The following is a 22,473-nucleotide window of genomic DNA, read 5'->3' on the forward strand; positions in this document are numbered from 1 at the left end:
TCGGTGTGGCTGTCGACAAGCTCGGCGATGCGCAAGGGCCGCGTCACCTCCCAGGGGATCACGGTGCCGTCGATGACGCCCTTGGACAGCGCCTCGGGAACAGCCGGGACCGGCATGCCGACAGGCACCGCGCCGAGTTCCTGCAGCAGGGCGTTGACCATGCGGGTCGGGCCGCGCAGCTTCTTGCCCTTGAGATCCTCCAGCTTGGTCACCGGATCGCCCTTCATGTGCAGCAGGCCCGGTCCGTGCACATGCACCGCGAGCACGTGGGTATCGGCGAACTCGTCGCGCAGGTGCTTTTCATAGTAGTCCCAGGCTGCGGCAGACGTGGCCTCGGCGCTGGCCGCCATGAAGGGCATCTCGAAGGCTTCGGTCTTGGGGAAGCGGCCGGGCGTATAGCCGGTCAGCGTCCAGATGATGTCGACGACCCCGTCCTTGGCCTGATCGTAGAGCGCCGGCGGCTTGCCGCCCAGCTGCATCGAGGGATAGTGCTCGACCTTGATCCGGCCGCCGGAGTCCTTTTCCACCTTCTCGCCCCAGGGCGTCAGGAACCCGGCCGGGATCGACGCCTGCGGCGGCAACATCTGATGCAGCTTGAGGGTGACGTCCTGCGCATTCGCGCCCGCCGCCATGACCACGACCGACGCCGCAAGAGCGCCCACACGCAATGCATGCTTCAACATTCAACAGTCCTCCCGGTATGTGCCGGACCGGATCCCTCCGGATCCTCCTCACCGCCCGACATGAAATCCTCGCGGCCATCCGACCGCATCCGCGACGCGCCACTACGGCCCGTCGCCGCACGCCCGCGGGCAAGCGCCCAACGGCATGCCACATAGTCAAACATCCACAGGCGCGGATTCACAACAGTTAAATGGCATTACAATTTTAAATCCTACAAACTGGCCGCCAGGACCGCGGTTTTGACAGCATGCGCGTCCAAAACCGCTTACAGAAGGCGGGAAAGAAGGCGGGACAAATCCTCCCGCTCGGCGTCCGTAAAGCTGGCGAGCAGCCGATCCTCGTGAGCGTTGATCGCCACGACCGCTTCCGCGCGCAGAGCCTCGCCCGCCGGTGTGGCACGCAGGGCGTAACTGCGCCGGTCGCCGGGCACCTTGTTGCGCGCAATCAGATCCCGCCCTCAAGCTCGTCGACAATCAGCACCACCCCGGACCGCTCGATCGCAAGGGCGCGCGCGAGACGGCTCTGACTGATGTCGGGATTGTCGATGATGATCGACAGCGCCGCGAACTGTCCCGGACGGAGCCCGAGATGCGAAACACTGTCGATGAAATCGGATTGAAAATTGAGATAGGCGCGCTTCAGGGCATATCCGATGAAACCGCTCAGCACGCCCGAGTCCAGATCGGCCTCGCCGGCGCCTTGCTGCTTGTTCATTGTATCGCCCGTGTCCATTCCACTTTGCCCTGCCCGTTGCGCCCAGCGAGGCGTCGATCGACCCGCACCGACCACGTTCGCGAATGCGGCGCACCGCGTCAATCGGCGGCGTGCCGACGACGCACAGATCGCTAGAAGCGGGCGTCGCGTTTTTCCAGAAACGCCTTCAGGCCTTCCTGAGCGTCCGCGCTGGTCTGGGTCAACGCCGCGCAGAGGCTTTCGGTGAACAGCCCGTCGGACCGCGCCATGTCGTCGATGCGCGACAGCGCCTGAATGACGATGTAATTGGACAGCGGCGCATTGCCCGCGATCCGCTCCGCCAGACGCTGCGCTTCGCCCTGGCCTTCGCCCGCCGTCACCGCGTAATGCGCGAGACCCAGCGCGCGGCCTTCCTCGGCATCATACTTGCGGCCCGTCAGCATCATCTCGACCATCCTGTCCGGGCCGAGGATGCGGCCGATGCGCACCGAAGCCCCGCCGCCCACAAAGATGCCGCGGCGACCCTCGGGCAGCTGGAACACGGTCGAGGGTTCGGCGATCCTCACGTGGCAGGCGGCCGCGAGTTCCAGCCCGCCGCCCATCACCGCGCCCTCAAGCGCGGCCACAACCGGCAAGCCGCCGAACTGGATCGAATCCATCACCGCATGCCAGTTGCGCGAATGACGCATCACCTCGGGCGCCTCACGCGCCACGTGTTCGCTCAGATCGAGTCCGGCGGAAAAATGTCCGCCGGCGCCCGACAAAATGGCAACCGCGACCCCTTTGGGCGGATTTGTGAAAAACGCACCGAGTTCCGCAATCAAACCGTCGTTCAGCGCGTTGCGTTTTTCAGGCCGTTGCAGGGTCAGATGCGCGATGCGCCCTCGACACGGATATCAAGAAACGTCGTCGAACCCGCACCCGGTGAAGTCGAACCTGCATTCGCCATCGTCATTCCCTAGTCATCCATTCTGCTGAAGCCTGCCGTGTGCCCGCCACCAGCGGGTGCCTGCGTCTACCGGCGCGACCAGCGCGGACCGTACCAGGCAGCGGCGCGCGCATTGAACAGCGAATTCCAGAGATTGTAAATCGACAAAACAGTTTATAGCATAAACATAGCCTTGGCGAATGTGCGGGACGCCGACCATGGCGAGTATTGTCACTCAGCAAAGGCTGGCGATACAGTTGCAAATGAAATCTTTTTGCGGCCGCCGGGAGGAGTGGCGGCCGGAGGAAAGATCATGCCGGGCGGGTCGGCTCTAAAGCCGATCCGGAAACGCAAGCCGGCAACAAAGTCATAAGGCGCCCTCAAGCGCCGTGGGAGGGAATCAATGAATATCGTGAAAACGGCGGCGCCGGTCGCCCCGGAGCCCGCATCGTGTCCGCATCAGGCAGCCGCGCCGTGGAGGCCAAACACGCAGCGCTCAACGCGGCGCTGACGATGTGCGACGCCTTGCGCGACTAGATCTTGACGCGGAAACGCCCGAGAATGCCGCGGTTCCGCGCCGCGCGAGCCAGGGTGAATGCCCCTGCCTCCCGCGCCACCGCATAGCCATCGTCACAGACCCTGCCCGCGAGCCCCTGCCCATGACCTTTGCCACGAGACTGGAGCGGCTGTCGCTGACGATCGAGAAGATCGCCGGCGTGTTCCTGGCCGCCATCACGATTCTTGTCTTCGTCTCCGCGATCGGCCGCTACCTGTTCGCGACGCCGCTGCCCGATTCCTTCGACATCTCGCGGCTGATGATGGGCGTCGCCGTTCTGTGGGGCTTTGCCTCCGTCGGTTATCGCGGCTCGCACATCAAGGTCGATCTGATTGCGGAATGGCTGCCCGACCGGGTGCGCCGCTGGCTCGACATCCTTGCCTGGACCGTCCTGCTCGGCTTCACCCTCGCGCTGACCTGGATGCTGCTGACGCGCGTTTCGAGCGCCTATTCCAGCGGCGAGGCGACCTTCGACCTGCGCATTCCCGTTTGGCCGTTTCTGGCCGTGATCTGGCTGGGCGTTCTCGCCTCCGTCTTCACCATCTTCTCGCGCATCGCACTGCTGCTGCTCGACGAGCGCAGCAAGCTTGAACACTACGAAACGGTGGAAGCCGACATCGAAGAAGGCCCGAACTCATGAGCACTCCTGATCTCGTCGCGCTCGCCGGGTTCCTCGCCCTCTTCGCTATGATCGTCATCCGCGTCCCCGTCGGTGTCGCCATGGGATTGGTCGGCATCGGTGGATTTGCCGCGATCGCCGGCTGGGGACCGGCGCTCAACCTGCTCGCGATTTCGCCGCTGCGCACGGTCACCGACTACAACCTCAGCCTCATCCCGATGTTCATCCTGATGGGCGTGCTGGCCACCAACTCCGGCATGTCGCGCGAGTTGTTCCGCGCCGGCCAGGCCTGGCTCGGACGCTACAAGGGCGGACTGGCGCTTGCGACCATCGGCGCCTGCGGCGGCTTCGCGGCCATCTGCGGGTCGTCGGTCGCCACCGCCGCCACCATGAGCAAGATCGCTCTGCCGGAAATGCGCCGCTTCGGCTACCGCGACGACGTGGCGACCGGCGTCATCGCCGCCGGCGGCACGCTCGGTATTCTCATTCCGCCATCGGTGGTGCTGGCGGTCTACGCCTTCATCACCGAGCAGGACGTGGGTCAGCTGTTCATCGCGGGCATCGTGCCGGGGATACTCGCCGTCATCATGTATATGGCGACGGTACGGATCGCCTACGGCCGCGAACTCCCCGCCGGAGAGCCCGTGTCGCTGGGCGACCGGTTTCGGTCCATTCAGGGAATCTGGGCCGTACTGCTGCTCTTCGTTGCCATCATCGGCGGCATCTACGCCGGCATCGTCACGCCGACGGAAGCGGCCGCGGCCGGGGCTTTTCTCACCGCGCTGATCGGCGTGATGCGCGGCCGGCTCAACGCCTCCTCGATCCTGCACTGCCTGATCGAGGCGCTGCGCACCACCGTCGCCATCTTCACCGTGCTGATCGGCGCGCTGCTGTTTGGGTATTTCCTGGCCATCACCCAGACGCCGCAGAAAATCACCAGCATTCTGATCGCGATGGATCTCGGCAATTATGGAACGCTGCTGCTGATCCTGCTGTTCTTCGTGGTGCTGGGGTGCATTCTCGACGCCATGGCGATGATCATCCTGCTGGTGCCCATCGTCTTTCCGGTCATCACCCAGCTCGGCTTCGATCCGATCTGGTTCGGCGTCATCATCGTCATGACGGTGGAACTCGGTCTGATCACACCGCCGGTCGGCATGAATGTCTTCGTCATCAACTCGATCGCGCCGGACACCAATCTTTTCGGCATCTTCAGGGGCGTCATGCCGTTCGTGCTGGTCGATCTGCTGCGCCTGGCGCTGCTCATCGCCTTCCCGGCGATCGTTCTGTTCCTGCCGCATACGATGCAATGAGGAGACGGCCATGCTGGAACTGAAACATTTGTGCGACGCGCGCATCGATCTCGGACCGCCGCTGGAACTGGGTGATGCGCCGCCGGGCCGCAGGCGCATCATCCCGATCATCGGCGGCACGGTCACCGGTGAACGCGTGTCGGGCACAATCCTGAATGGCGGCGCGGACTGGCAGACGGTGTTCGCGGACGGTTCGGCGGAACTCGATACGCGCTACATGATCGAGACGCACGACGGCGCGATCCTCGACATCCGCAACTTCGGCTACCGGCACGGCCCGGCCGAGGTGATCGCACGGCTGGCGCGCGGCGAGGACGTCGACCCCTCACTTTATTACATGCGCACCACGCCGCGGTTCGAGACCGGAGATCCGCGCTACGACTGGCTCAACCGCACGATCGTTGTCGGCACCGGCGCGCGCGAAGCTGCCGCGGTGGTTCTGACGCTGTACGAGGTGCTGTGAGCCAAAGGTCCTTCGCACGGTTCCGAGACGCATGTCAGCGCACCATATTACCGCGACCCGCAACCGGGAATTCAGAGATTTTTCGGATAATCATCTGTTTTTGAAGGAATTTTGCATGTTCAAGATGCTGCTTGGCCGCGCGGTTTGGCTTTGCATGGAGCAATCCGGGAACGTTTTACGCATTTCCGGCATCTGGATCCTCCTGACGGTCCTGCTTCGCATTGCCGACCAGTCAGTCGGGCTGACGCTCGACAATTACTCCAGCGTCCTTGGTGAAAGTCCTGCCGTCGCCCTCGCACTTGTACTCGGCGGCACGGCCCTCATGGGTGCCGCCCACGCGTCCATCGGCGTGGCATGGAGCCGCCTCGCCCTGTTCGACGAGCAGCCCCTCACATATCTACCGCGTCTCGGTGCCAGAGAGATCCTCTACGCCCTCAACGGCTTGAAAATCGGATTGATCTATCTGGGCGCGGTGCTTCTGATCGGAAACCTCTATTCCATTCTGAAGACGTTCCTGCCGGAAGCGTTGCTGGAAAATGCGCCGGACGCCGTCACCGATGGGGCCCTGGCTGTAGTCGCCGCTCTGGCAATCGCGGCGGTATCAAGCCTCGCGCTGATTCTCCCGGCAGTTTCAGTCGATCGGCCGATTTCGCTGGATGAAGCAATGCGGCTGAGCAAAGGATTGTTTGGCCCCTGTTTGTCGCGGTCGCCGTGGTAGCCCTGCCTTTTGCCATCCTGGACATCACGCTGCAATCGATCATCGAGCGGACATCGGAAAGCGGCGTCAGCCAACTGCTATCACCTGCATTGATTGCCTTGAAGACCACCCTGAACATGATCGATTTCATCATATTCACCAGTGTCATCACCAGTTTCTACAAATTCGCAGTCGATCGCGCCGAAGCCGAATAGCCGGCCTTTCGACGACGGCAAAGGCCGCGGCCCTTTGGGAGCTGGGGCCGAATCGGGCCATTCGGCCAAACTGCCTGTTGATCGGTGGGAGCGGCGTTATTCCGCCGCTTCCAAAGACTTGGAAATCGCATCCGCCCGATACCAGGTATCGACGGTGACGCTGCCGCCGGTGACCCGGGACACGCAGGGGCACATGGCCTCGCCCGCGTCCTTTTCTTCTTCCGAGAAAAACACGTCGCGGTGGTCGATCTCTCCGTCGCTCGCCAGCACCCGCACCTTGCAGATGCCGCATTCGCCGCGACGACAGTCCGACACCACCGCGACGCCTGCGCTCTCCAGGGCATCGAGCATCGACTGGTTCTCGGGAACCACGACCTCTACGCCCAGATTGGGGATTTTGACCGTGAAGGCTTCCGGCGCCGCGTGGCCCGAGGAGCCGAAGGTCTCATAGCGCAGATTGGCGGGGTGGCGTCCGGCGTCCGCCCAGGCGCGGCGCACAGCGTCCAGCAGTCCCATGGGTCCGCACAGATAGAGATCGCCATCCGGCGCGAGTCGACCGATTTCCGCTGCCAGATCGAGCCGTGTGCCGTCGTCGGTGCGCAGCTCCAGCCGGTCGCCGAGTGCGTCGCGAAGATCGTCCGCAAAAGCCAGTTCGTCCGCCGTGCGGGCCGCATAGACGAGACGGAAGTCCGCGTTGCGGCGCTGCAGCGCCAGGGCCATGCCGTAGATCGGCGTGATGCCGATGCCGCCGGCCAGCAACAGATACTGCGGCCGGCCAAGATCCAACTCGAACAGATTGTGTGGATCCGAAACCGTGATCCGCGCGCCCTCGGTCAGAGACCACATGTAATCGGAGCCACCACGGCTTTCCGGCTGCCGCTTGACGGCGATGCGATAGGCGTCGCCCATCGGCTCGCCCACCAGCGAATAGGATCGCGTGTCCGGCTGATCGTTGATCAACACGGTGACGTTGAGATGGCTGCCCGGGGCAAAGCGTTTTGCCGCGCCGCTTGAAGGCGCGATAATGAATTCGCGCACCGTCGGCGTCACGGTGCGGATCGACCGGATCACGGCGTCTTCCCAGACCAGATGAAACCTCATGAACCGCCTCCCATTTGCGGTGAAAAGTGTATCAGGCGACGTTGCGGCGACGGATCAGCACAGCGCCGGGAACGAGTTCGAACGACCCCTGGTCGCGCAGCGCCAGGATCAGATTGCGCTTGGCGAGCCGGGCATGCTCACGCATCAGGCTTTCCGCCCGCCCACCTTCGCGATTCTCGATGGCCTCGACGACGCAGCGGTGCTGGTCCTGGGCGATCGTCAGGATTTTCAGCGCCTCGGGCAGGGCCGCCTGGGCCATCACGAAACCGCTCGGCCCGGCGAACGGCAGGGTACTGGCGCGCTCGATCTGGCGGGCCAGAACCGGACTGTCGGCCATCTGCATGATCAGGTTGTGGAACTGCTCATTGAGGTCGACATAGTCGGAGAAATCATCCTCGGTGAGCGACCCCGCCCGATCAGCTCGTCGAGATCCGCAAGGCAGCGGTGCAGCTCGCTCAACCCGCTCGACGACACACCCCGCTCGGCCGCGAATCGCGCCGCGAGCCCTTCCAGGGTGCCGCGCGCCTCGATGGCGTCGAAGATGTCGCGCTCCGTGAACGCCTTGACGATGAAACCGCCGGAAGGGAGCGCCTCCAGCAGGCCCTCCTCCTCGAGCCGCACCAGCGCCATGCGCAGCGGCGTGCGCGACACGCCGAGCCGGTCGACGACCGCCAACTCGGCGATACGCTCGCCGCGCTTCAGCTCACCGGTCAGGATCAGGTCGCGCAGGGCCAGCAACGCCTTGACGGTCTGCGACGTCGCCTTGCCGCTCTTGTCGGACATGGCCGCTACTCCGCCGCCTGCAGTGCGGCCGGCTTGCCGTCTTCCTCTGCGATCATCTTGTCGATCAGCCGCCGCGCCCACATCGAGCCGGCATCAATATTGAGATTGTAGAACTCACGTCCCGGATGCTCGTTCATCGCCTGCTGCTGCGCCTCGAGAATCTCCTCGTCCTCGCGGAAAATCGACGCGACGCCTTCGCGCAGCTGGGTGGTCAGCATCTGCTGGTCGCGCTTGTAGTTGCGCACAAACGCCCAGTGATAGTGGCAGGAGGTGTCGGTTTCCGGCGTGATCGTGTTGAGCACGAAGCCGTTGACGCCCTGGCTGCGATCGCCTTCCGGCGCTCCGGTGCCGGTCGGCGCCACGCCGACGTCGATGGCGATGGTGCACGGGGCCTCGAAGCGGATGATCTGCCAGCGATCCACGTCGCCGGGCTTGCCCAGTTGCCCGCCCCAGAACGGCGGCGGCTCGATGCCGACCATCCAGCGGGTGACGGTGGCGGTGCGCTCGCCGTGGGTGACGTCGAAGGGCGATTCGGCCACGGCCTCGTTGCCGATCGAAGAACCGTGCACATAGGTCTCGTGGGTGAGATCCATCAGGTTGTCGATGACCAGGCGATAGTCGCACCCGACTTGGATCGTCTTGCCGTCGCCGACCCACTCGGGATCGAGATTCCAGTGCAAATCGGGCACCAGCGCGGGATCGGCCAGCGCCGGATCGCCCGGCCAGACCCAGATGAAGCGGTGCGCCTCGAAAATCGGATAGGTGCGCACGCAGGCCGACGGGTTGATGGTTTCCTGCGACGGCATGAAGGTGCAGCGCCCGTGACCGTTGAACTTGAGGCCATGATAGCCGCAGACCACCTGATCCCCCTCGATGCGGCCCTTGGACAGCGGCAGAAGCCGGTGCCAGCAGGCGTCTTCCAGAGCGGAGACCGTGCCGTCGGACTGGCGATAGAACACCATGCGCTTGTTGCAGATTGTGCGCGGAAACAGTTCGCGCTTGATTTCAAAGTCCCAGGCGACCGCGTACCACGCGTTCAACGGAAAGCGTTTTTGCTCCGGCGCATTTGTGTCCGACACGACAGCTCCTCCCATTCGGCTTGCCAAGACGTAATTGTATACATACTGCATACATTAATCGGACTCAAGTGGATATTTCTGCCGATAATTGCCTAATATCGCCGATAATGAATGACTAATGTATACATCATGCGCGCCTGCATACGAAAGCCCGGCGCGCAGGCCTGGACGCGCCGGAAACCCCTCGAAGGGGCTGTTGCCAAAAGCATGTTTCAGGAGCAAGACCGCGGGCGCGGACTCCGAGGAACCCGCGTCACACAGGCGGGCCGTCTCAGCCCTTGAGCGCGGCCACGACGTCGTCAGGAATCGGCTTGGACTTGATCCGGTCGGGATCGTCCGGGTGCTTGCCGACCCAGACGCGGGTCTCGGTCGCCTCGATGGCGATCTGGTCGCCCTTCATCACGGTGTGCAGGATATCGAAGGACGAGCGGCGCAGGTCAGTGATCGTCGTGTCGATGCGGATCTCGTCGCCGAACTTCGATGGGATCATGAATTTCGCCTGGGTGTCCACCATGGGAAAGCCGACGAAATCATACTTGTCGATCAGCGCGATCTTCTTGAGGCCGGTGGCCTTGAAGAACAGCCCGGCGGTGCAGGCATCGAACATGCCGAAATAGCGCGGATACCAGACGATTCCGGCGGGATCGCAATCTCCCCATTCGATCTGGATGTTTCTGGAACTGACGAGCATGATTTTCCCCCTCCGCGCAACGCGGCTTTGTCTACCGGTATGCGGGGCGTCAGTCCACCGCCGCCACGTTCTCCACCAGCATGGCGATGCCCTGACCGCCGCCGATGCAGGCAGACGCGATGCCGTAGCGCAGGCCCGAGCGCTGCAACTCGCGCGCGACGGTGAGCGACAGCCGCACGCCGGTGGCGCCCAGCGGGTGACCGATAGCGATCGCCCCGCCGTTGACGTTGACCTTGCCCTCGTTCAATCCGAGTTCGCGGATGCAGGCGAGAATCTGCGCGCCGAACGCCTCGTTGATCTCGATCCGGCCGATGTCGCCGATGGCGACGCCCGTGAGTTCGCACAGCCGCGCGATTGCCGGAGCCGGACCGATGCCCATGATCTCCGGCGGCACGCCGACCGACACGCCAGCCACGATACGCGCCAGTGGCGCCTTGCCATGTTTGTCGGCATAGGCCCTGGAACAGACCAGCGCCCCGGCTGCGCCATCGACCACGGCTGAGGAGTTGCCGCCGGTCTGCACGCCGCCGAAGGCGGGACGGATCTTCGCCAGCGCTTCCACCGGCGACGGCCGCACATGGCTGTCACGGCTCACCGACTCGACGCTGCGCGACAGCCGGATGCCGCGGTCGTTGTAGCCCTCCAGCGCAAACACTTCCGAGACGACGGGCTCGATCTCGCCATCGAAATAGCCAGCATCACGCGCCGCGATTGCGCGGTCGAAGGAGCGCGATGCAAAGGCGTCGACTTCCTCGCGGGTGATCTGGTAGCGCTTGGCAAGATTCTCCGCCGTGTCGCCCATGGTGCAGCTTGCGGCCGGATCGAGCAGCGCTTCCCAGAGGAAATCCTTGAACTCGACCTGGCCCATGCGGAAGCCGCCGCGATGGGTGTAGGCGGCGATTGGATTACGGCTCATCGATTCCGCGCCCACCACCAGCGCCAGTTCAGCGCGATTGAGCGAGGTCGCATCGGCCGCCTGCATGATCGCCTCGATGCCGGTGCCGCAGACCCGCTGCACCAGATGCGCGGGCACCTCCACCGGCACGCCGGAATACAGCCCGATATGACGCGGCAGCATGTAGGCGTCATAGCTCGCCTGGGCCATGTTGCCGCACACCACGGTGCCTACGTCTTTCGGATCAACGCCGGAGCGCGCAAACGTTGCCTTGGCCGCCTTGATACCCAGATCGATCGGCGAGATCAGCCCCAGTTCCTTGTTGTAGTCGACAAAGGGCGTGCGGGCGCCGTCGAGCAGCCATGCATCGTCGAAGGTCGAGCAAAGCCCCCCTGATGTGCGGTCATGGCGTTATCCTTTCGCAATTTCGATGACCCGGGGTGAGCGGGGCGTTTGATACAGTTCCTCGACCATCTCGGCGCGGTGGGCCAGCACCGCGCGCTGATTGATCGAGCCCTTGTCGGTGATCTCGCCAACATCGATGGACGGCTGGTCTTCAAGAATGATCAGCCGCGCGAACCGGGTCGACGATCCGGTCGACTCGCGGCTCATCGCGGTGAGCAGAAAGGCGAATTCAGCCCGCACCTTGTCGTGGTTGAGCACGGCCGAGGCCTCCGCGTCCTTCGGCAGGTCCGGCGCCAGTCTGCGGCAGACGTCCACATCTGGGATCACGATCCCCGTAATGTCGTCGCGATTGATCCCGGCGACTACCACATCGCGCGCATAGGGCGCGAAATGGTTGATGAAATTGGCCCGCAACGGTCCGACACTGACCCATGTGCCGGTCGCCAGCTTGAAATCTTCGGTCACCCGCCCGTCGAACCGAAAGCCCAGGTTGGGCTGCTGGCGGTCGATGAAGGCCAGCGCGTCGCCGAGCTTGTAGAAGCCTTCCTCATCATAGGATTTCTTCGTGTTCTCGGGATCGCGCCAGTAACCCGGTGTGATGTTCGGACCCTTGAGCCGCGCTTCCAGCTTGCCTTCCATCGGCACCAGCTTCAGCTCCTGCCCCGGCACCGGCACGCCGACGTGGCCGGACGCCGTGGTGTCGGGACCGCAGCTAAGCGCGAACGGCGCGCTCTCGGTGGCGCCCAGACCCGTGAGCATGACGATCTTCTTGCCGGTTTCCTGAACCGCGATGTCGTCCAGCGCGTCCCAAACCGGCTTGGCGAGACCGGCGCCCGCGAAGAAGTTCAGCTTCAAGTTGGCGAAGAATGTCTTGCGCAAGTCCGGCTCGGCGCGGAGGTAGTCGACCAGCGTTTCCCAGCCCTTCGGCACGTTGAAATAGACCGTCGGCGAAATCTCACGCAGGTTGCGGATCGTCTCCTTGATGCCGCCCGGCACCGGCTTGCCGTCATCGATGTACAGCGTGCCGCCGTTGAACAGGATCAGCCCGACATTGTGATTGCCGCCAAAGGTGTGGTTCCACGGCAGCCAGTCGACGATCACCGGCGGCTCGTGCTTGAGGAATTCCAGCACGCCGTTCAGCATCACCTGATTGGAGCACAGCATCCGCTGGGTGTTGATGACGCCCTTGGGCAGACCCGTGGATCCGGAGGTGAACAGCAGCTTTGCGATGGTGTCCGGCCCGACGGCGGCGTGCGCCGCATCCACCGCCTCTGTTTCCTCGATGCCGGCGAGTTCGCTGTAGAGCGTGCAGGCGCGGTTGGCGAACTGGTTGGCCGTGACGACAATCTCGGTCTCAGGCGGGATCACCGCCTCGATCGCCTTGCCGAAGCGATCGCCGTCGGCGGCGAACACCATGCCCGGCGTTAGCAGATTGACGATGTGACGCAGCTTGGCGAAATCACTCGAAATCGTCGAATAGGCCGGCGAGATCGGCGCGTAGGGAACCCCCGCATACGACGCCGCCAGACCCAGCATCGCGTGTTCGATATCGTTGCCTGACAGTATCACCAGAGGCCGTTCGGGCGAGAGCTTCCGGTCGATCAGCGCCTGCGCCAGGCGGCGCACCGTCGCCCGTGTCTGTGCATAGCTGACGCGGATCCATTCCCCGTCGGGTCCCCGGCGCGCGATGAACGTGCGATCCGGCGCCTCAATGGCCCAGTGGTCCAGACGGTCCGTGAGTTTGTCGGGGTAGCGGCCCAGCGGGGCGACGGGATGCACATAGATCACGCCCTCCCGCGTTTCCTCCACGGTCACCGCCAATGTCGCGAGGGCGACATCGCGATAGTCCTCGCGCCGATAACCGCCGGCGCGCTGCCCGGCAACTCGAGACTGCATCGACACGTCCGTCCTCCCTGAATTCGCCGCGTCTTCCGCCCTGCCCCGGCGCGCTCGCTTTTGCAAGACGCCCGTCACGGTGCATGGATCGCGCGCAGCCCCCTTCTCCCGAGGCTGGCTGGTGCGGCGTTTCCATACCGATAGCGCCCGTCGAACACGGCGTCGACAGCGCTATTGTTATTGTACAAAACAGTTATATTCAATACGAATATGCGGGGCGACAACCCATCGCTTGCGGAGGCCATATCCGGGACACCGATCGCCTCGCGCCGGAGCGGCGCGAGGAGCTGGAAATCGGCTCACGATTCCCAGGGACGATGGCACCAGCTGGCCGTGCCGCCGGATTGATCCAGCGGCGGCAGCTCGACGCGGCAGATGTCGGCGGCCCTGGGGCAGCGCGGATGGAACGTGCATCCGGGCGGAGGCGCCATCGGGGACGGCAGCTCGCCCGAAAGCACGATTCTTTCGTGCTTGCGCCCTGGATCTGCCATCGGCGTGGCGGAAAGAAGCGCCTGCGTGTACGGGTGGCGCGGCTCCGCGAACAGCGCATCGCGCGAGCCCTGCTCCACCGGATGACCGAGATACATCACCATCACCTCGTCGGCGATATGCTTGACCACCGAGAGGTCGTGGCTGATGAACAGATAGGCCAGATTGTGCTTCTTCTGGATGTCGGTCAGCAGGTTGAGAACCTGCGCCTGAATCGATACATCCAGCGCCGACGTCGGCTCGTCCAGCACCAGGATCTCGGGATCCAGCATCAGGGCGCGCGCCACAGCGATTCGCTGGCGCTGACCGCCGGAGAACATGTGCGGATAGCGGTCGTAGAATTCCGGCCGCAAGCCGACTTCCTTCATCATCGCCCGCGCCTTGTCCTCGCGCTGGCTGCGGTTGAGCGTTGTGTTGACCTTCAGCGGCTCCTCGAGCGCGTCGCCGATGCGCTGGCGCGGATTGAGCGAACCGAACGGGTTCTGGAACACGATCTGCACCCGCGAGCGCAAGGAGGCGAGTTGGGCCTTGGACGCGTTGACCACGTCGATGCCGCCGATGTCCAGTTCACCCGCCGTCGCCGGTTCGATCATCGTCACAAGCCGCGCGAGCGTCGACTTGCCGCACCCCGATTCGCCCACCACGGCCAGCGTCCGGCCGCGCTGCAATGTGAAACTGGCGCCGTCGACCGCCTTCAGGATCTTCGGCTTGGAGAAGGCGCCGGTCGGAACCTCATAATGACGCTTGAGATCGCGGGCGACCAGCACCGTCTCATCCAGGATATTGGGGGTTGCGCGGTCCTGCGCTGTGGTTACCGGTGCGCCTGTCATGCGGCTGCTCCTTTCGGGATGCCGTCATGCAAGGGCGTGTGACACAGGGCGCGGCCATCGGCAGCCGACGCCGGCACGGGCTTGCGCGCGCGGCAAAGATCGGTCGCGAAAGCGCACCGCGGCTCAAACAGACAGCCAGGTGGCCGGTCGAACTGCCCCGGCACGACGCCGGGGATCGACGGCAGATGATCGCCGGTCGAGCGCTCGGGCAGCGCCGCCAGAAGAGCCGCCGTGTAAGGATGACACGGATCGGCAAACAGGCCCTCCACCGGCTGCTGTTCCACCTGCTGACCGGCGTATTGCACCACCACCCGATGGGCTGTTTCCGCCACCACGCCCATATCATGGGTGATCAGCACCAGCCCCATGTCGGTTTCCTCCTGGATCTTCAAGAGAAGATCCAGAATCTGCGCCTGAATGGTCACGTCAAGCGCGGTCGTCGGCTCGTCGGCGATCAGCAGCTTCGGATTGCAGGCGATCGCCATGGCGATCATCACCCGCTGATTCATGCCGCCCGACATCTGGTGCGGAAAGGCCGAGAGCCGCTTGTGCGGTTCCGGGATGCCGACCAGGTTCAGCAGATCCACGGCGCGTTCGCGCCGCTGCGCGCGGGTCAGATCCAGATGCACCTTCATCGCCTCGGTCAACTGGAAGCCGACCGTAAAACACGGGTTCAGGCTCGACATCGGCTCCTGGAAGATCATCGCGATCTCCTTGCCGATGATCTTCCGCCGCTCGCGCCCGGACATGCCGAGCAGGTCGCGGCCCTGGAACGTGAGATGATCGGCACTCACATCGGCCGTCCAGGGCAGCAGCCCCATCACGGCCAGCATCGATACGGACTTGCCCGATCCGCTTTCCCCGACAATGGAGACGACCTCACCCGGCGCAACGGAGAGCGACACACCGTCCACGGCCCGAAAGCCGCCGTTCAACGTCTGGAATTCAACCGACAGGTTCGAGACTTCGAGGAGGGACATGGTCACGACCTCTTCAATTTCGGGTCGAGCGCGTCGCGCAGGCCGTCGCCGAACAGGTTGATGGCCAGCACAGTGAACAGGATGGCGACGCCGGGGAAGGTGACCACCCACCAGGCGCGCAGGATGAACTCGCGCGCCTCCGCCAGCATGGTGCCCCATTCGGGCGTCGGCGGCTGCGCGCCGACGCCAAGAAATCCCAGCGCGGCCGCGTCGAGAATGGCAGTGGAGAACGACAGCGCCGCCTGCACGATCAGCGGCGCCATGCAGTTGGGCAGCACAGTGACGAACATCAGCCGCATGCCCTTGACGCCGGAGACGCGCGCCGCCGTGACATAGTCCTTGGACATCTCGCTCATCACCGCGGCTCGGGTCAGCCGCACGTAATGCGGCTGCTGCACGATGGCGATCGCGATCATCGCGTTGACCAGCGAGGGACCGAGCAGCGCCACCAGCACCAGCGCCAGCAAGAGGCTTGGAAACGACAGGATCACATCCATCACCCGCATGATGATGGTGTCGACCCAGCCCCGCATCGCGCCGGCGATCAGACCGAGGCAGATGCCGACCACGAGGGCGAGAGTCACGACAACGCAGCCGATGAACAGCGAGTAGCGGCTGCCATAGATCAGCCGCGAGACGATATCGCGGCCCACCGGATCGGTGCCCAGCAGGAACCGCGCGTCGCCGCCCGCCTCCCACACCGGCGGCACCAGCAGCGCATCGCGATACTGCGTGGTCGCGCCGTGCGGGGCGATGAAATCGGCAAACACCGCCACCACGATGATGGCCACGAAGAACACAAGGCCGATGACGGCGCCGCGGTTGGTGCGGAAATACATCCAGAATTCGGAAATCAGCGCCATTCGGCCACTGGCCCGTTCCACTGCGGGGGCCGGCGCGGTTGCTTCGCTCATGGGGCTACCTCGTGTGCCGGATTTTGGGGTTGATCAGGCCATACGTCAGATCGACCAGCAGATTGACGAGCATCACGATGACGGCAATCAGCATGAGGCCTCCCTGCACGGACGGGTAGTCGCGCCGGGAAATCGAATCCACCATCCACTTGCCGATTCCCGGCCAGGAAAAGATCGTTTCGGTGAGAATCGCGCCGGCGAAGAGCACGCCGATCTGCAGTCCGATCACCGTGATCACCGGGATCATCGCGTTGCGCAGGGCGTGTACGCCGACGACCCGGAACGGGCTCAGCCCCTTGGCCCGCGCGGTGCGCACATAGTCCTCATCGAGCACTTCCAGCATCGCGGAGCGCGTCTGACGCGCGATCACCGCCAGAGGAATCGTTCCCAGCACGATGGTGGGCAAAACCAGATGACTCAGCGCCGACTGGAAGGCGCCGGCCTGGCCCGACATGAAGCTGTCGATCAGCATGAATCCGGTCTCTGTCGGGAAATAGTAGAGAAGCGAGATACGCCCGGAGACTGGAGTCCAGCCAAGGATTCCGGAAAAGAGGATGATCAGCAGAAGGCCCCACCAGAAGATCGGCATGGAATAACCAACCAGCGCCGTGGTCATCACAGCATGATCGGGCGTCTTGCCGCGATAGAGCGCCGCGATCACCCCGGACGGCAATCCGATCGCGATCGCGAAAATGATGGCGCAGATCGACAGTTCCATCGTCGCGGGAAACAGGGTGAAAAACTCGTTGACCACAGGCCTCTTTGTGGAAAGCGAGGTGCCCAGATCGCCCTGCAGGACGCCGCCGAGAAAGTCGATATACTGCCGCCACAAGGGCTGGTCGTATCCGAACAGATGCATCAGCTCGGCATAGCGGTCCGGCGTCACGCCGCGCTCGCCCGCGAGCAGCAGGATCGGATCGCCTGGCAACAGGCGGATGAACAGAAAGGCGATGATCGTCACGCCGATGAAGGTCGGGATGAGCAGGCCGATCTTAGTGAGTATCAATCGCAGCATGTGCGTTCCAAGGCCCTCGTCCGCCGGACGGTCAAGAGGGAGGCTGTCGGATCACGAGATCCGAAACGGCAAATCCCGGCCGCTCGCACGGCCGGGATCGCTGTTATCAGGACATGGCGGGACCTATTTCAGGTCGACGTCGTCGAAGCGGTGATAACCGAGCGGGTCCATGTGGAAGCCGGTCACATTCTTCGCCAGCGGCATGAACACCGTCGAGTGAGCGATCGTCGCCCACGGGGCCTTCTCCTTGAACACCACCTGCGCTTGCTCGTAGAGCTTGGTGCGCTCGTCGCGGTCCGAGGTGACCTTCGCCTTCTGGATCAGGTCGTCGAACTCCTTGTCGCACCACTGCGCGCGGTTCGCGCCGCCAACGGCGTCACACCCCAGCAGAACGGCCAGGAAGTTGTCCGGATCGCCATTGTCGCCGGTCCAGCCGAGCAGCACCGCGCCATCGCGGTCCAATTCCTTGGAGCGCTTCAGGTATTCGCCCCATTCATAAGACACGATCTCGACCGTGACGCCGATCTTGGCGAAGTCGGACTGGATCAGTTCGGCCATGCGGCGCGCATTCGGGTTGTACGGACGCTGCACCGGCATCGCCCAGATCTTCATCGACAGGTCGGTGACGCCGGCCTCGTCGAGCATCTTCTTGGCCGCGTCGAGATCGAACGGGTCGTCCTGGACCGCGTCGTTGTACGACCACATGGTCGGCGGAATCGGGTTCTTGGCCGCCTGGCCCGAGCCCTGGAACACCGCGTCGAGGATCGCCTGCTTGTTGATCGCCATGTTGAGGGCCTTGCGGACCTTCGGATTGTCAAACGGCGCAACCTGCGTGTTGTAGGCGAGATAGCCGACGTTCAGACCGGCCTTTTCGCCAAGGTTGATGCTGTCATCTGCCCGCATCGTCTCGACGTCGGCCGGATTCGGATACGGCATCGCGTGGCATTCGCCCGCCTTCAGCTTCTGGTAGCGCACCGAGTTGTCGGTGGTGATCGCGAAGACCAGATCATCGATCGGCTGCTTGCCGGCCCAGTAATCCGGGTGCGCCTTGTAGCGAATCACGGCGTCTTTCTGGTAGGCGACGAACTGGTACGGACCGGTTCCGATCGGCTGCTGGTTCAGCATTTCGAGCTTGCCGTCGGCTTCCAGCTTGTCGGCGTATTCCTTCGACACGATGGAGGCGAAATCCATCGCGAGATTGGCAACCATCGGCGCTTCCGGCCGGCTCAACACAAACTTGACCGTGCTGTCGTCGACCTTGACGATCTCCTTGATCAGGTCCGGCATGGACATGCCGTTGAAATATTCCCACGAACCGCCGGCATAGGAATACCAGGGGCTTTCCTTGTCCATCTGGCGGGTGAAGCTGAACACCACATCGTCAGCGTTGAGATCGCGGGTCGGCGTAAAGAAATCGGTCGACTGGAATTTCACGCCCGGACGCAGGTGGAATGTGTATTCCAGCCCGTCGTCGGATACGTCCCAGCTTTCGGCCAGGCCCGGACCAACCTTGGTGCCGCCGTGCTCGAACTCGACAAGACGGTTGTAGACCGCGCGCGAAGACGCGTCGAACGTGGTCCCGGACGTGTAGAGTGCGGCGTCAAAGCCTTCAGGGCTACCTTCGGAGCAATACACGAAGGTCTTAGCAAGAGCCGGCGCCGCGAACAGCGTCACTGCGGACACGACCGCGCCAGCACGAATTAGGGTGCCTATAGACATTATTTTCTCCTCTGCTGATCGAACCGGTGCCGACCTCCCTCATGATTTTTTTGGATCGGCATGCGCACGGTGCGTCAGGAGGCTCGATTGCACCTCTTTTGGTCGAGGAACTCAAGGGTTTTTACCAATTGATCCATGACCATCCCCGACTGAATGAAAAATACTCTATTGAATGAAAAAAATTGCGCCGTCCTGCCCCCCGCGCGGCGGTTCCGACAGGAATGCGGGCATGGCGATGCCACCTGATCGCAGAAATGTGATCGCCCGCCACACCATCCGGTGCACAAACCCAAAGCGCCGCGATGCCGCTGCGGCAGCTCAGCGCGCGTCGAGCAGTTCCCGCAGAACGGGTTTCAGCTCGTCGGCGAGGTCCGGGCGGTCGAGCGCATAGGCGACATTGGCGGCGAGAAAGCCGGATTTCGAGCCGCAGTCGTAGGTCTTGCCGTCGAATTGCACGCCGGTCATGCTCTGGCTCTTCATCAGGCTCAGCAGCGCGTCGGTGAGCTGGATCTCGCCGCCCGCGCCGGTCTCCTGCGCCTCCAGCAGGCCGAAGACCTCCGGCTGCAGGATGTAGCGCCCGGTAATGATGAGATTTGACGGCGCCGTGCCGGGCGCCGGCTTCTCCACCATGTCGCGCACGTCGAAAAAAGGCCCGTCGCCCTCGGCCACGTCGACCACGCCGTAATTATGCGTCTGGTCCTTCGGGACCTCTTCCACCGCGATCACGTTGCCGCCGCGCTCGTTATAGGCCTCGATCATCTGCGCCAGGCAGCCGCGCTCGGCCTTCACCAACACGTCGGGCAGCAGCACCGCAAAGGGCTCGGCCCCCACCAGCTCGCGCGCGCACCACACCGCGTGCCCCAGCCCCAGCGGCTCCTGCTGGCGGGTGAAGCTGACGGTGCCGGCGGTCGGCCGCAGTTCCTCCAGCAGCTTGAGCGCGCCGTGCTTGCCGCGCGCGCGCAAGGTTGCCTCCAGTTCGTAGGCGATGTCGAAATGATCGTCGATGACATGCTTGTTGCGCCCGGTGACGAAGATCAGATGCTCGATGCCCGCCGCCCGCGCCTCGTCGACCACATACTGGATCAGCGGCCGGTCAACCACGGTGAGCATCTCCTTCGGCACCGCCTTGGTGGCGGGAAGAAACCGGGTGCCGAGACCGGCAACCGGAAACACGGCTTTGCGGATGGGAGCGGGCATAAGGGCTTACCTTGGAAGTGACGCCGGGATCGGCGGGGGAACAATAATACGGCGACGCGCCAGCCCGAAGCTAAACGCTATAACACATCAAACCAACCCCGGTTGACGCCGCGTTGCAACCGATGTGCATTGCACAAATGTCCGGCGGCGGAAGACTGCACGATTGCCCTTGCGGCCTGGAGCGGACATAGTCGCCGCGCACACGGAGACTGCGAGACCCACCGCATTTGTCAACGGTTTGCACCCCGGATGGTTCCACGCGACAGCCGGCTGCTCCGGCGCGGAAGGCCTCGGACGGTTGCCGGCGGGCGCCAATTGGATGACGGAACGACGCATGAGTATTCTGGTGACCGGCGGCGCCGGCTATATCGGTTCGCATATGGTGTGGAACCTTGTCGACGCCGGCGAGAGCGTCACGGTGCTGGACAATCTGTCGACCGGATTTGACTGGGCGATCGCGGATGCCGCCCGGCTCGTTCACGGCGACATCGCTGACGAGACACTGCTCGATCAGGTTCTGGGAAGCGGCGAGATTGACGCGGTGATCCATTTCGCCGGCTCGATCATCGTGCCGGAATCGGTCTCCGATCCGCTCAAATACTACCGCAACAACACGGCCAACTCCCGCACGCTCCTTGAAGCCTGCGTGCGCAACAAGGTCCGCAATTTCATCTTCTCCTCGACCGCCGCGGTCTACGGCGATCCGGTGACGGTGCCGGTTCCCGAGGATGCGGCCCTGTGTCCCCTGTCGCCTTACGGGTCCTCCAAGCTGATGACCGAAATCATGCTGGCCGACACGGCGAAGGCGCATGATTTCCACTACACGGCGCTGCGCTATTTCAACGTCGCGGGCGCAGATCCAAAGGGCCGCACCGGTCAGTCGACCGCCAATGCCACGCATCTGATCAAGGTGGCCTGCGAGGCGGCGCTGGGCAAACGCGACCACCTGTCGATCTTCGGCACCGACTACGACACACCCGACGGCACCGGCGTGCGCGACTACATTCATGTCTCCGATCTCGTCGAGGCGCATGCCCTGGCGTTGAAGGATTTGCGCGCCACGGGCGAGAGCCGCGTCATGAACTGCGGCTACGGCGAGGGGTTTTCGGTGCGCCAGGTGATCGACGCCGTGCGCCGGGCCTCCAATAAGGACTTCAAGGTTCTTGAGGAGCCGCGCCGTCCCGGGGATTCCCCGAAAGTCGTCGCCCGCGCCGATAAGATCCGCGCAACCCTGGGCTGGCAGCCGCGGTACGACGACCTCGACACCATCGTCGGCCATGCCCTCGCCTGGGAAGATGGCCTGGCGCGCCGGAACCGGCTATAGCCATCCGATTTCCCGCACCCGTCATTCCTCTCCAGACCGATTCACAGGACATCATCGTGACAATCCGCCTTGAAGCCAACGCCCTCATTGACATCGCCTTGCGCGCTGGCGCCGCGATCATGGACATCTACGAGCGCGGCATCGAGGTTGAAACCAAAGGCGACGGATCGCCGGTCACAGAGGCCGACACGGCGGCGGAGACGATCATACTCGCGGGCCTTGCGGGCTGTGCCCCGGGGTGCCGGTCGTGGCGGAGGAAGAAGTCGCCGCGGGGCGCATTCCGCAGACCGGACACACATTCATTCTGGTCGATCCGCTCGACGGCACGCGTGAGTTCATCGGCCGCAATGGCGAGTTCACGGTCAACATCGCGCTGATCGAGGCGGGCGTCCCGGTGCAGGGCATCGTCTATGCGCCCGCGCTGGGTGAAGTGTTCTGGGGTGAAACAGGCAAGGGCGCCTTCCGCGCCGCACGGCCCCCGCACGGACTTGCACGCCGGATGACATCCTCGCATCGGCCACCGCAATGCAGGTTCGCCCGCAGCCCAAGACGGGACTGACCGTCATCGCCAGCCGCTCGCACATGAGCGATGAAACCCGCGATCTGATCGCGGGCCTGCCGGTCGAGCGTCTGGTCTCCGCTGGATCATCCTTGAAATTCTGCCGCCTTGCCGCGGGCGATGCCGATCTCTATCCGCGCCTGGGCCGGACGATGGAATGGGACACTGCGGCGGGAGACGCCGTGCTGCGTGCAGCCGGCGGCAGCGTCGAAACGCTCGACGGCGCGCCGCTGGCCTACGGCAAGCGCAATCAGAGCCACGACAGCGACTTCGCAAATCCATACTTCATTGCCGCAGGCGATCCGAAAATTCTTCCCCGGATCCGATGAACGGCAGACTGTGCCGCCTTTGATCGAGCGCATCGCTGCGACTAGAGTGTGCCTCAACAGTTGCGTCGCAGCATCAGGCGGGTACCCTTACGGTATCGC

Annotated in this window: 20 protein-coding genes and 2 pseudogenes (1 of these 22 only partly in view); 7 read left to right on the forward strand and 15 right to left on the reverse strand. The window is 63.8% G+C overall.

What is annotated here, in order from left to right:
- The 3 genes from D1F64_RS22275 to D1F64_RS22285 all read right to left on the reverse strand — a co-directional run.
- Window positions 1-683 carry the 5' portion of a TRAP transporter substrate-binding protein gene (locus D1F64_RS22275; RefSeq protein ID WP_117414204.1) on the reverse strand. Its footprint begins 352 nt before the window's first position, so 683 of the gene's 1,035 nt are visible here — the first part of the coding sequence; the start codon lies at window positions 681-683; its stop codon lies beyond the left edge, outside the window.
- A gap of 445 nt (window positions 684-1,128) precedes the next feature.
- Window positions 1,129-1,398, reverse strand: a complete 270-nt coding sequence (locus D1F64_RS22280; RefSeq protein ID WP_162901716.1) for a helix-turn-helix domain-containing protein — start codon at window positions 1,396-1,398, stop codon at window positions 1,129-1,131.
- Window positions 1,399-1,529: 131 nt separating this feature from the next.
- On the reverse strand, window positions 1,530-2,255 hold the full coding sequence (locus D1F64_RS22285; RefSeq protein WP_117414206.1) for a crotonase/enoyl-CoA hydratase family protein: 726 nt from the start codon (window positions 2,253-2,255) through the stop codon (window positions 1,530-1,532).
- 709 nt (window positions 2,256-2,964) lie between these two features.
- On the opposite strand from D1F64_RS22285, the gene D1F64_RS22290 reads away from it, so the two are divergent.
- From D1F64_RS22290 to D1F64_RS22310, 5 genes are all read left to right on the forward strand, one after another.
- The gene (locus D1F64_RS22290; RefSeq protein ID WP_117414207.1) at window positions 2,965-3,501 is read left to right on the forward strand and encodes a TRAP transporter small permease; all 537 of its coding nucleotides are present in this window, start codon (window positions 2,965-2,967) and stop codon (window positions 3,499-3,501) included.
- The gene (locus tag D1F64_RS22295; RefSeq protein ID WP_117414208.1) at window positions 3,498-4,793 is read left to right on the forward strand and encodes a TRAP transporter permease; all 1,296 of its coding nucleotides are present in this window, start codon (window positions 3,498-3,500) and stop codon (window positions 4,791-4,793) included. The genes D1F64_RS22290 and D1F64_RS22295 overlap by 4 nt, the downstream gene beginning before the upstream one ends.
- A gap of 10 nt (window positions 4,794-4,803) precedes the next feature.
- Entirely contained in the window at window positions 4,804-5,256 is a 453-nt protein-coding gene (locus D1F64_RS22300; protein WP_117414209.1) for a DUF3237 domain-containing protein, read from the forward strand.
- A 115-nt stretch (window positions 5,257-5,371) separates the two neighbouring features.
- A complete protein-coding gene (locus D1F64_RS22305; RefSeq protein ID WP_162901717.1) occupies window positions 5,372-5,974 on the forward strand; it encodes a hypothetical protein in 603 nt (200 codons plus the stop codon).
- Entirely contained in the window at window positions 5,968-6,168 is a 201-nt protein-coding gene (locus tag D1F64_RS22310) for a hypothetical protein (protein ID WP_117414211.1), read from the forward strand. The genes D1F64_RS22305 and D1F64_RS22310 overlap by 7 nt, the downstream gene beginning before the upstream one ends.
- Before the next feature lie 96 nt (window positions 6,169-6,264).
- On the opposite strand, the gene D1F64_RS22315 is transcribed toward D1F64_RS22310, so the two are convergent.
- The 12 genes and pseudogenes from D1F64_RS22315 to galU form a co-directional block, all read right to left on the reverse strand.
- Window positions 6,265-7,269, reverse strand: a complete 1,005-nt coding sequence (locus D1F64_RS22315) for a PDR/VanB family oxidoreductase (protein WP_117414212.1) — start codon at window positions 7,267-7,269, stop codon at window positions 6,265-6,267.
- Window positions 7,270-7,300: 31 nt separating this feature from the next.
- Window positions 7,301-8,052 (reverse strand): annotated as a pseudogene (locus tag D1F64_RS22320) (GntR family transcriptional regulator).
- Between the two features lie 5 nt (window positions 8,053-8,057).
- A complete protein-coding gene (locus D1F64_RS22325; RefSeq protein WP_248304553.1) occupies window positions 8,058-9,131 on the reverse strand; it encodes an aromatic ring-hydroxylating dioxygenase subunit alpha in 1,074 nt (357 codons plus the stop codon).
- Window positions 9,132-9,402: 271 nt separating this feature from the next.
- Window positions 9,403-9,822 carry a thioesterase family protein gene (locus D1F64_RS22330; RefSeq protein ID WP_117414214.1) on the reverse strand — a complete coding sequence of 140 codons (420 nt, stop codon included), beginning with the start codon at window positions 9,820-9,822 and terminating at the stop codon, window positions 9,403-9,405.
- Between the two features lie 49 nt (window positions 9,823-9,871).
- Complete coding sequence (locus D1F64_RS22335; RefSeq protein WP_117414215.1) at window positions 9,872-11,077, reverse strand: thiolase family protein; 1,206 nt, start codon at window positions 11,075-11,077, stop codon at window positions 9,872-9,874.
- A 51-nt stretch (window positions 11,078-11,128) separates the two neighbouring features.
- Window positions 11,129-13,018, reverse strand: coding sequence for a feruloyl-CoA synthase (locus D1F64_RS22340; protein ID WP_117414216.1), 1,890 nt, complete (start codon window positions 13,016-13,018; stop codon window positions 11,129-11,131).
- Between the two features lie 299 nt (window positions 13,019-13,317).
- Window positions 13,318-14,286, reverse strand: a complete 969-nt coding sequence (locus D1F64_RS22345; protein ID WP_305764475.1) for a dipeptide ABC transporter ATP-binding protein — start codon at window positions 14,284-14,286, stop codon at window positions 13,318-13,320.
- 47 nt (window positions 14,287-14,333) lie between these two features.
- Window positions 14,334-15,317 (reverse strand): ABC transporter ATP-binding protein, encoded by a 984-nt coding sequence (locus D1F64_RS22350; RefSeq protein ID WP_117414218.1) that lies wholly within the window; start codon window positions 15,315-15,317, stop codon window positions 14,334-14,336.
- A 2-nt stretch (window positions 15,318-15,319) separates the two neighbouring features.
- The gene (locus D1F64_RS22355; protein WP_117414219.1) at window positions 15,320-16,231 is read right to left on the reverse strand and encodes an ABC transporter permease subunit; all 912 of its coding nucleotides are present in this window, start codon (window positions 16,229-16,231) and stop codon (window positions 15,320-15,322) included.
- A 4-nt stretch (window positions 16,232-16,235) separates the two neighbouring features.
- On the reverse strand, window positions 16,236-17,246 hold the full coding sequence (locus tag D1F64_RS22360; RefSeq protein ID WP_117414220.1) for an ABC transporter permease subunit: 1,011 nt from the start codon (window positions 17,244-17,246) through the stop codon (window positions 16,236-16,238).
- A gap of 123 nt (window positions 17,247-17,369) precedes the next feature.
- On the reverse strand, window positions 17,370-18,965 hold the full coding sequence (locus D1F64_RS22365; protein ID WP_117414221.1) for an ABC transporter substrate-binding protein: 1,596 nt from the start codon (window positions 18,963-18,965) through the stop codon (window positions 17,370-17,372).
- A gap of 318 nt (window positions 18,966-19,283) precedes the next feature.
- Window positions 19,284-20,162, reverse strand: a complete 879-nt coding sequence (gene galU, locus D1F64_RS22370; protein WP_117414222.1) for a UTP--glucose-1-phosphate uridylyltransferase GalU — start codon at window positions 20,160-20,162, stop codon at window positions 19,284-19,286.
- A 334-nt stretch (window positions 20,163-20,496) separates the two neighbouring features.
- On the opposite strand from galU, the gene galE reads away from it, so the two are divergent.
- Together galE and cysQ are read left to right on the forward strand one after the other, a co-directional pair.
- Complete coding sequence (gene galE, locus D1F64_RS22375; protein ID WP_117414223.1) at window positions 20,497-21,486, forward strand: UDP-glucose 4-epimerase GalE; 990 nt, start codon at window positions 20,497-20,499, stop codon at window positions 21,484-21,486.
- 119 nt (window positions 21,487-21,605) lie between these two features.
- Window positions 21,606-22,374, forward strand: a pseudogene (gene cysQ, locus D1F64_RS24970) (3'(2'),5'-bisphosphate nucleotidase CysQ).
- The last annotated feature ends 99 nt before the right edge of the window (window positions 22,375-22,473 follow it).

The sequence above is a fragment of the Breoghania sp. L-A4 genome, assembly GCF_003432385.1.
GTDB lineage: Bacteria > Pseudomonadota > Alphaproteobacteria > Rhizobiales > Stappiaceae > Breoghania.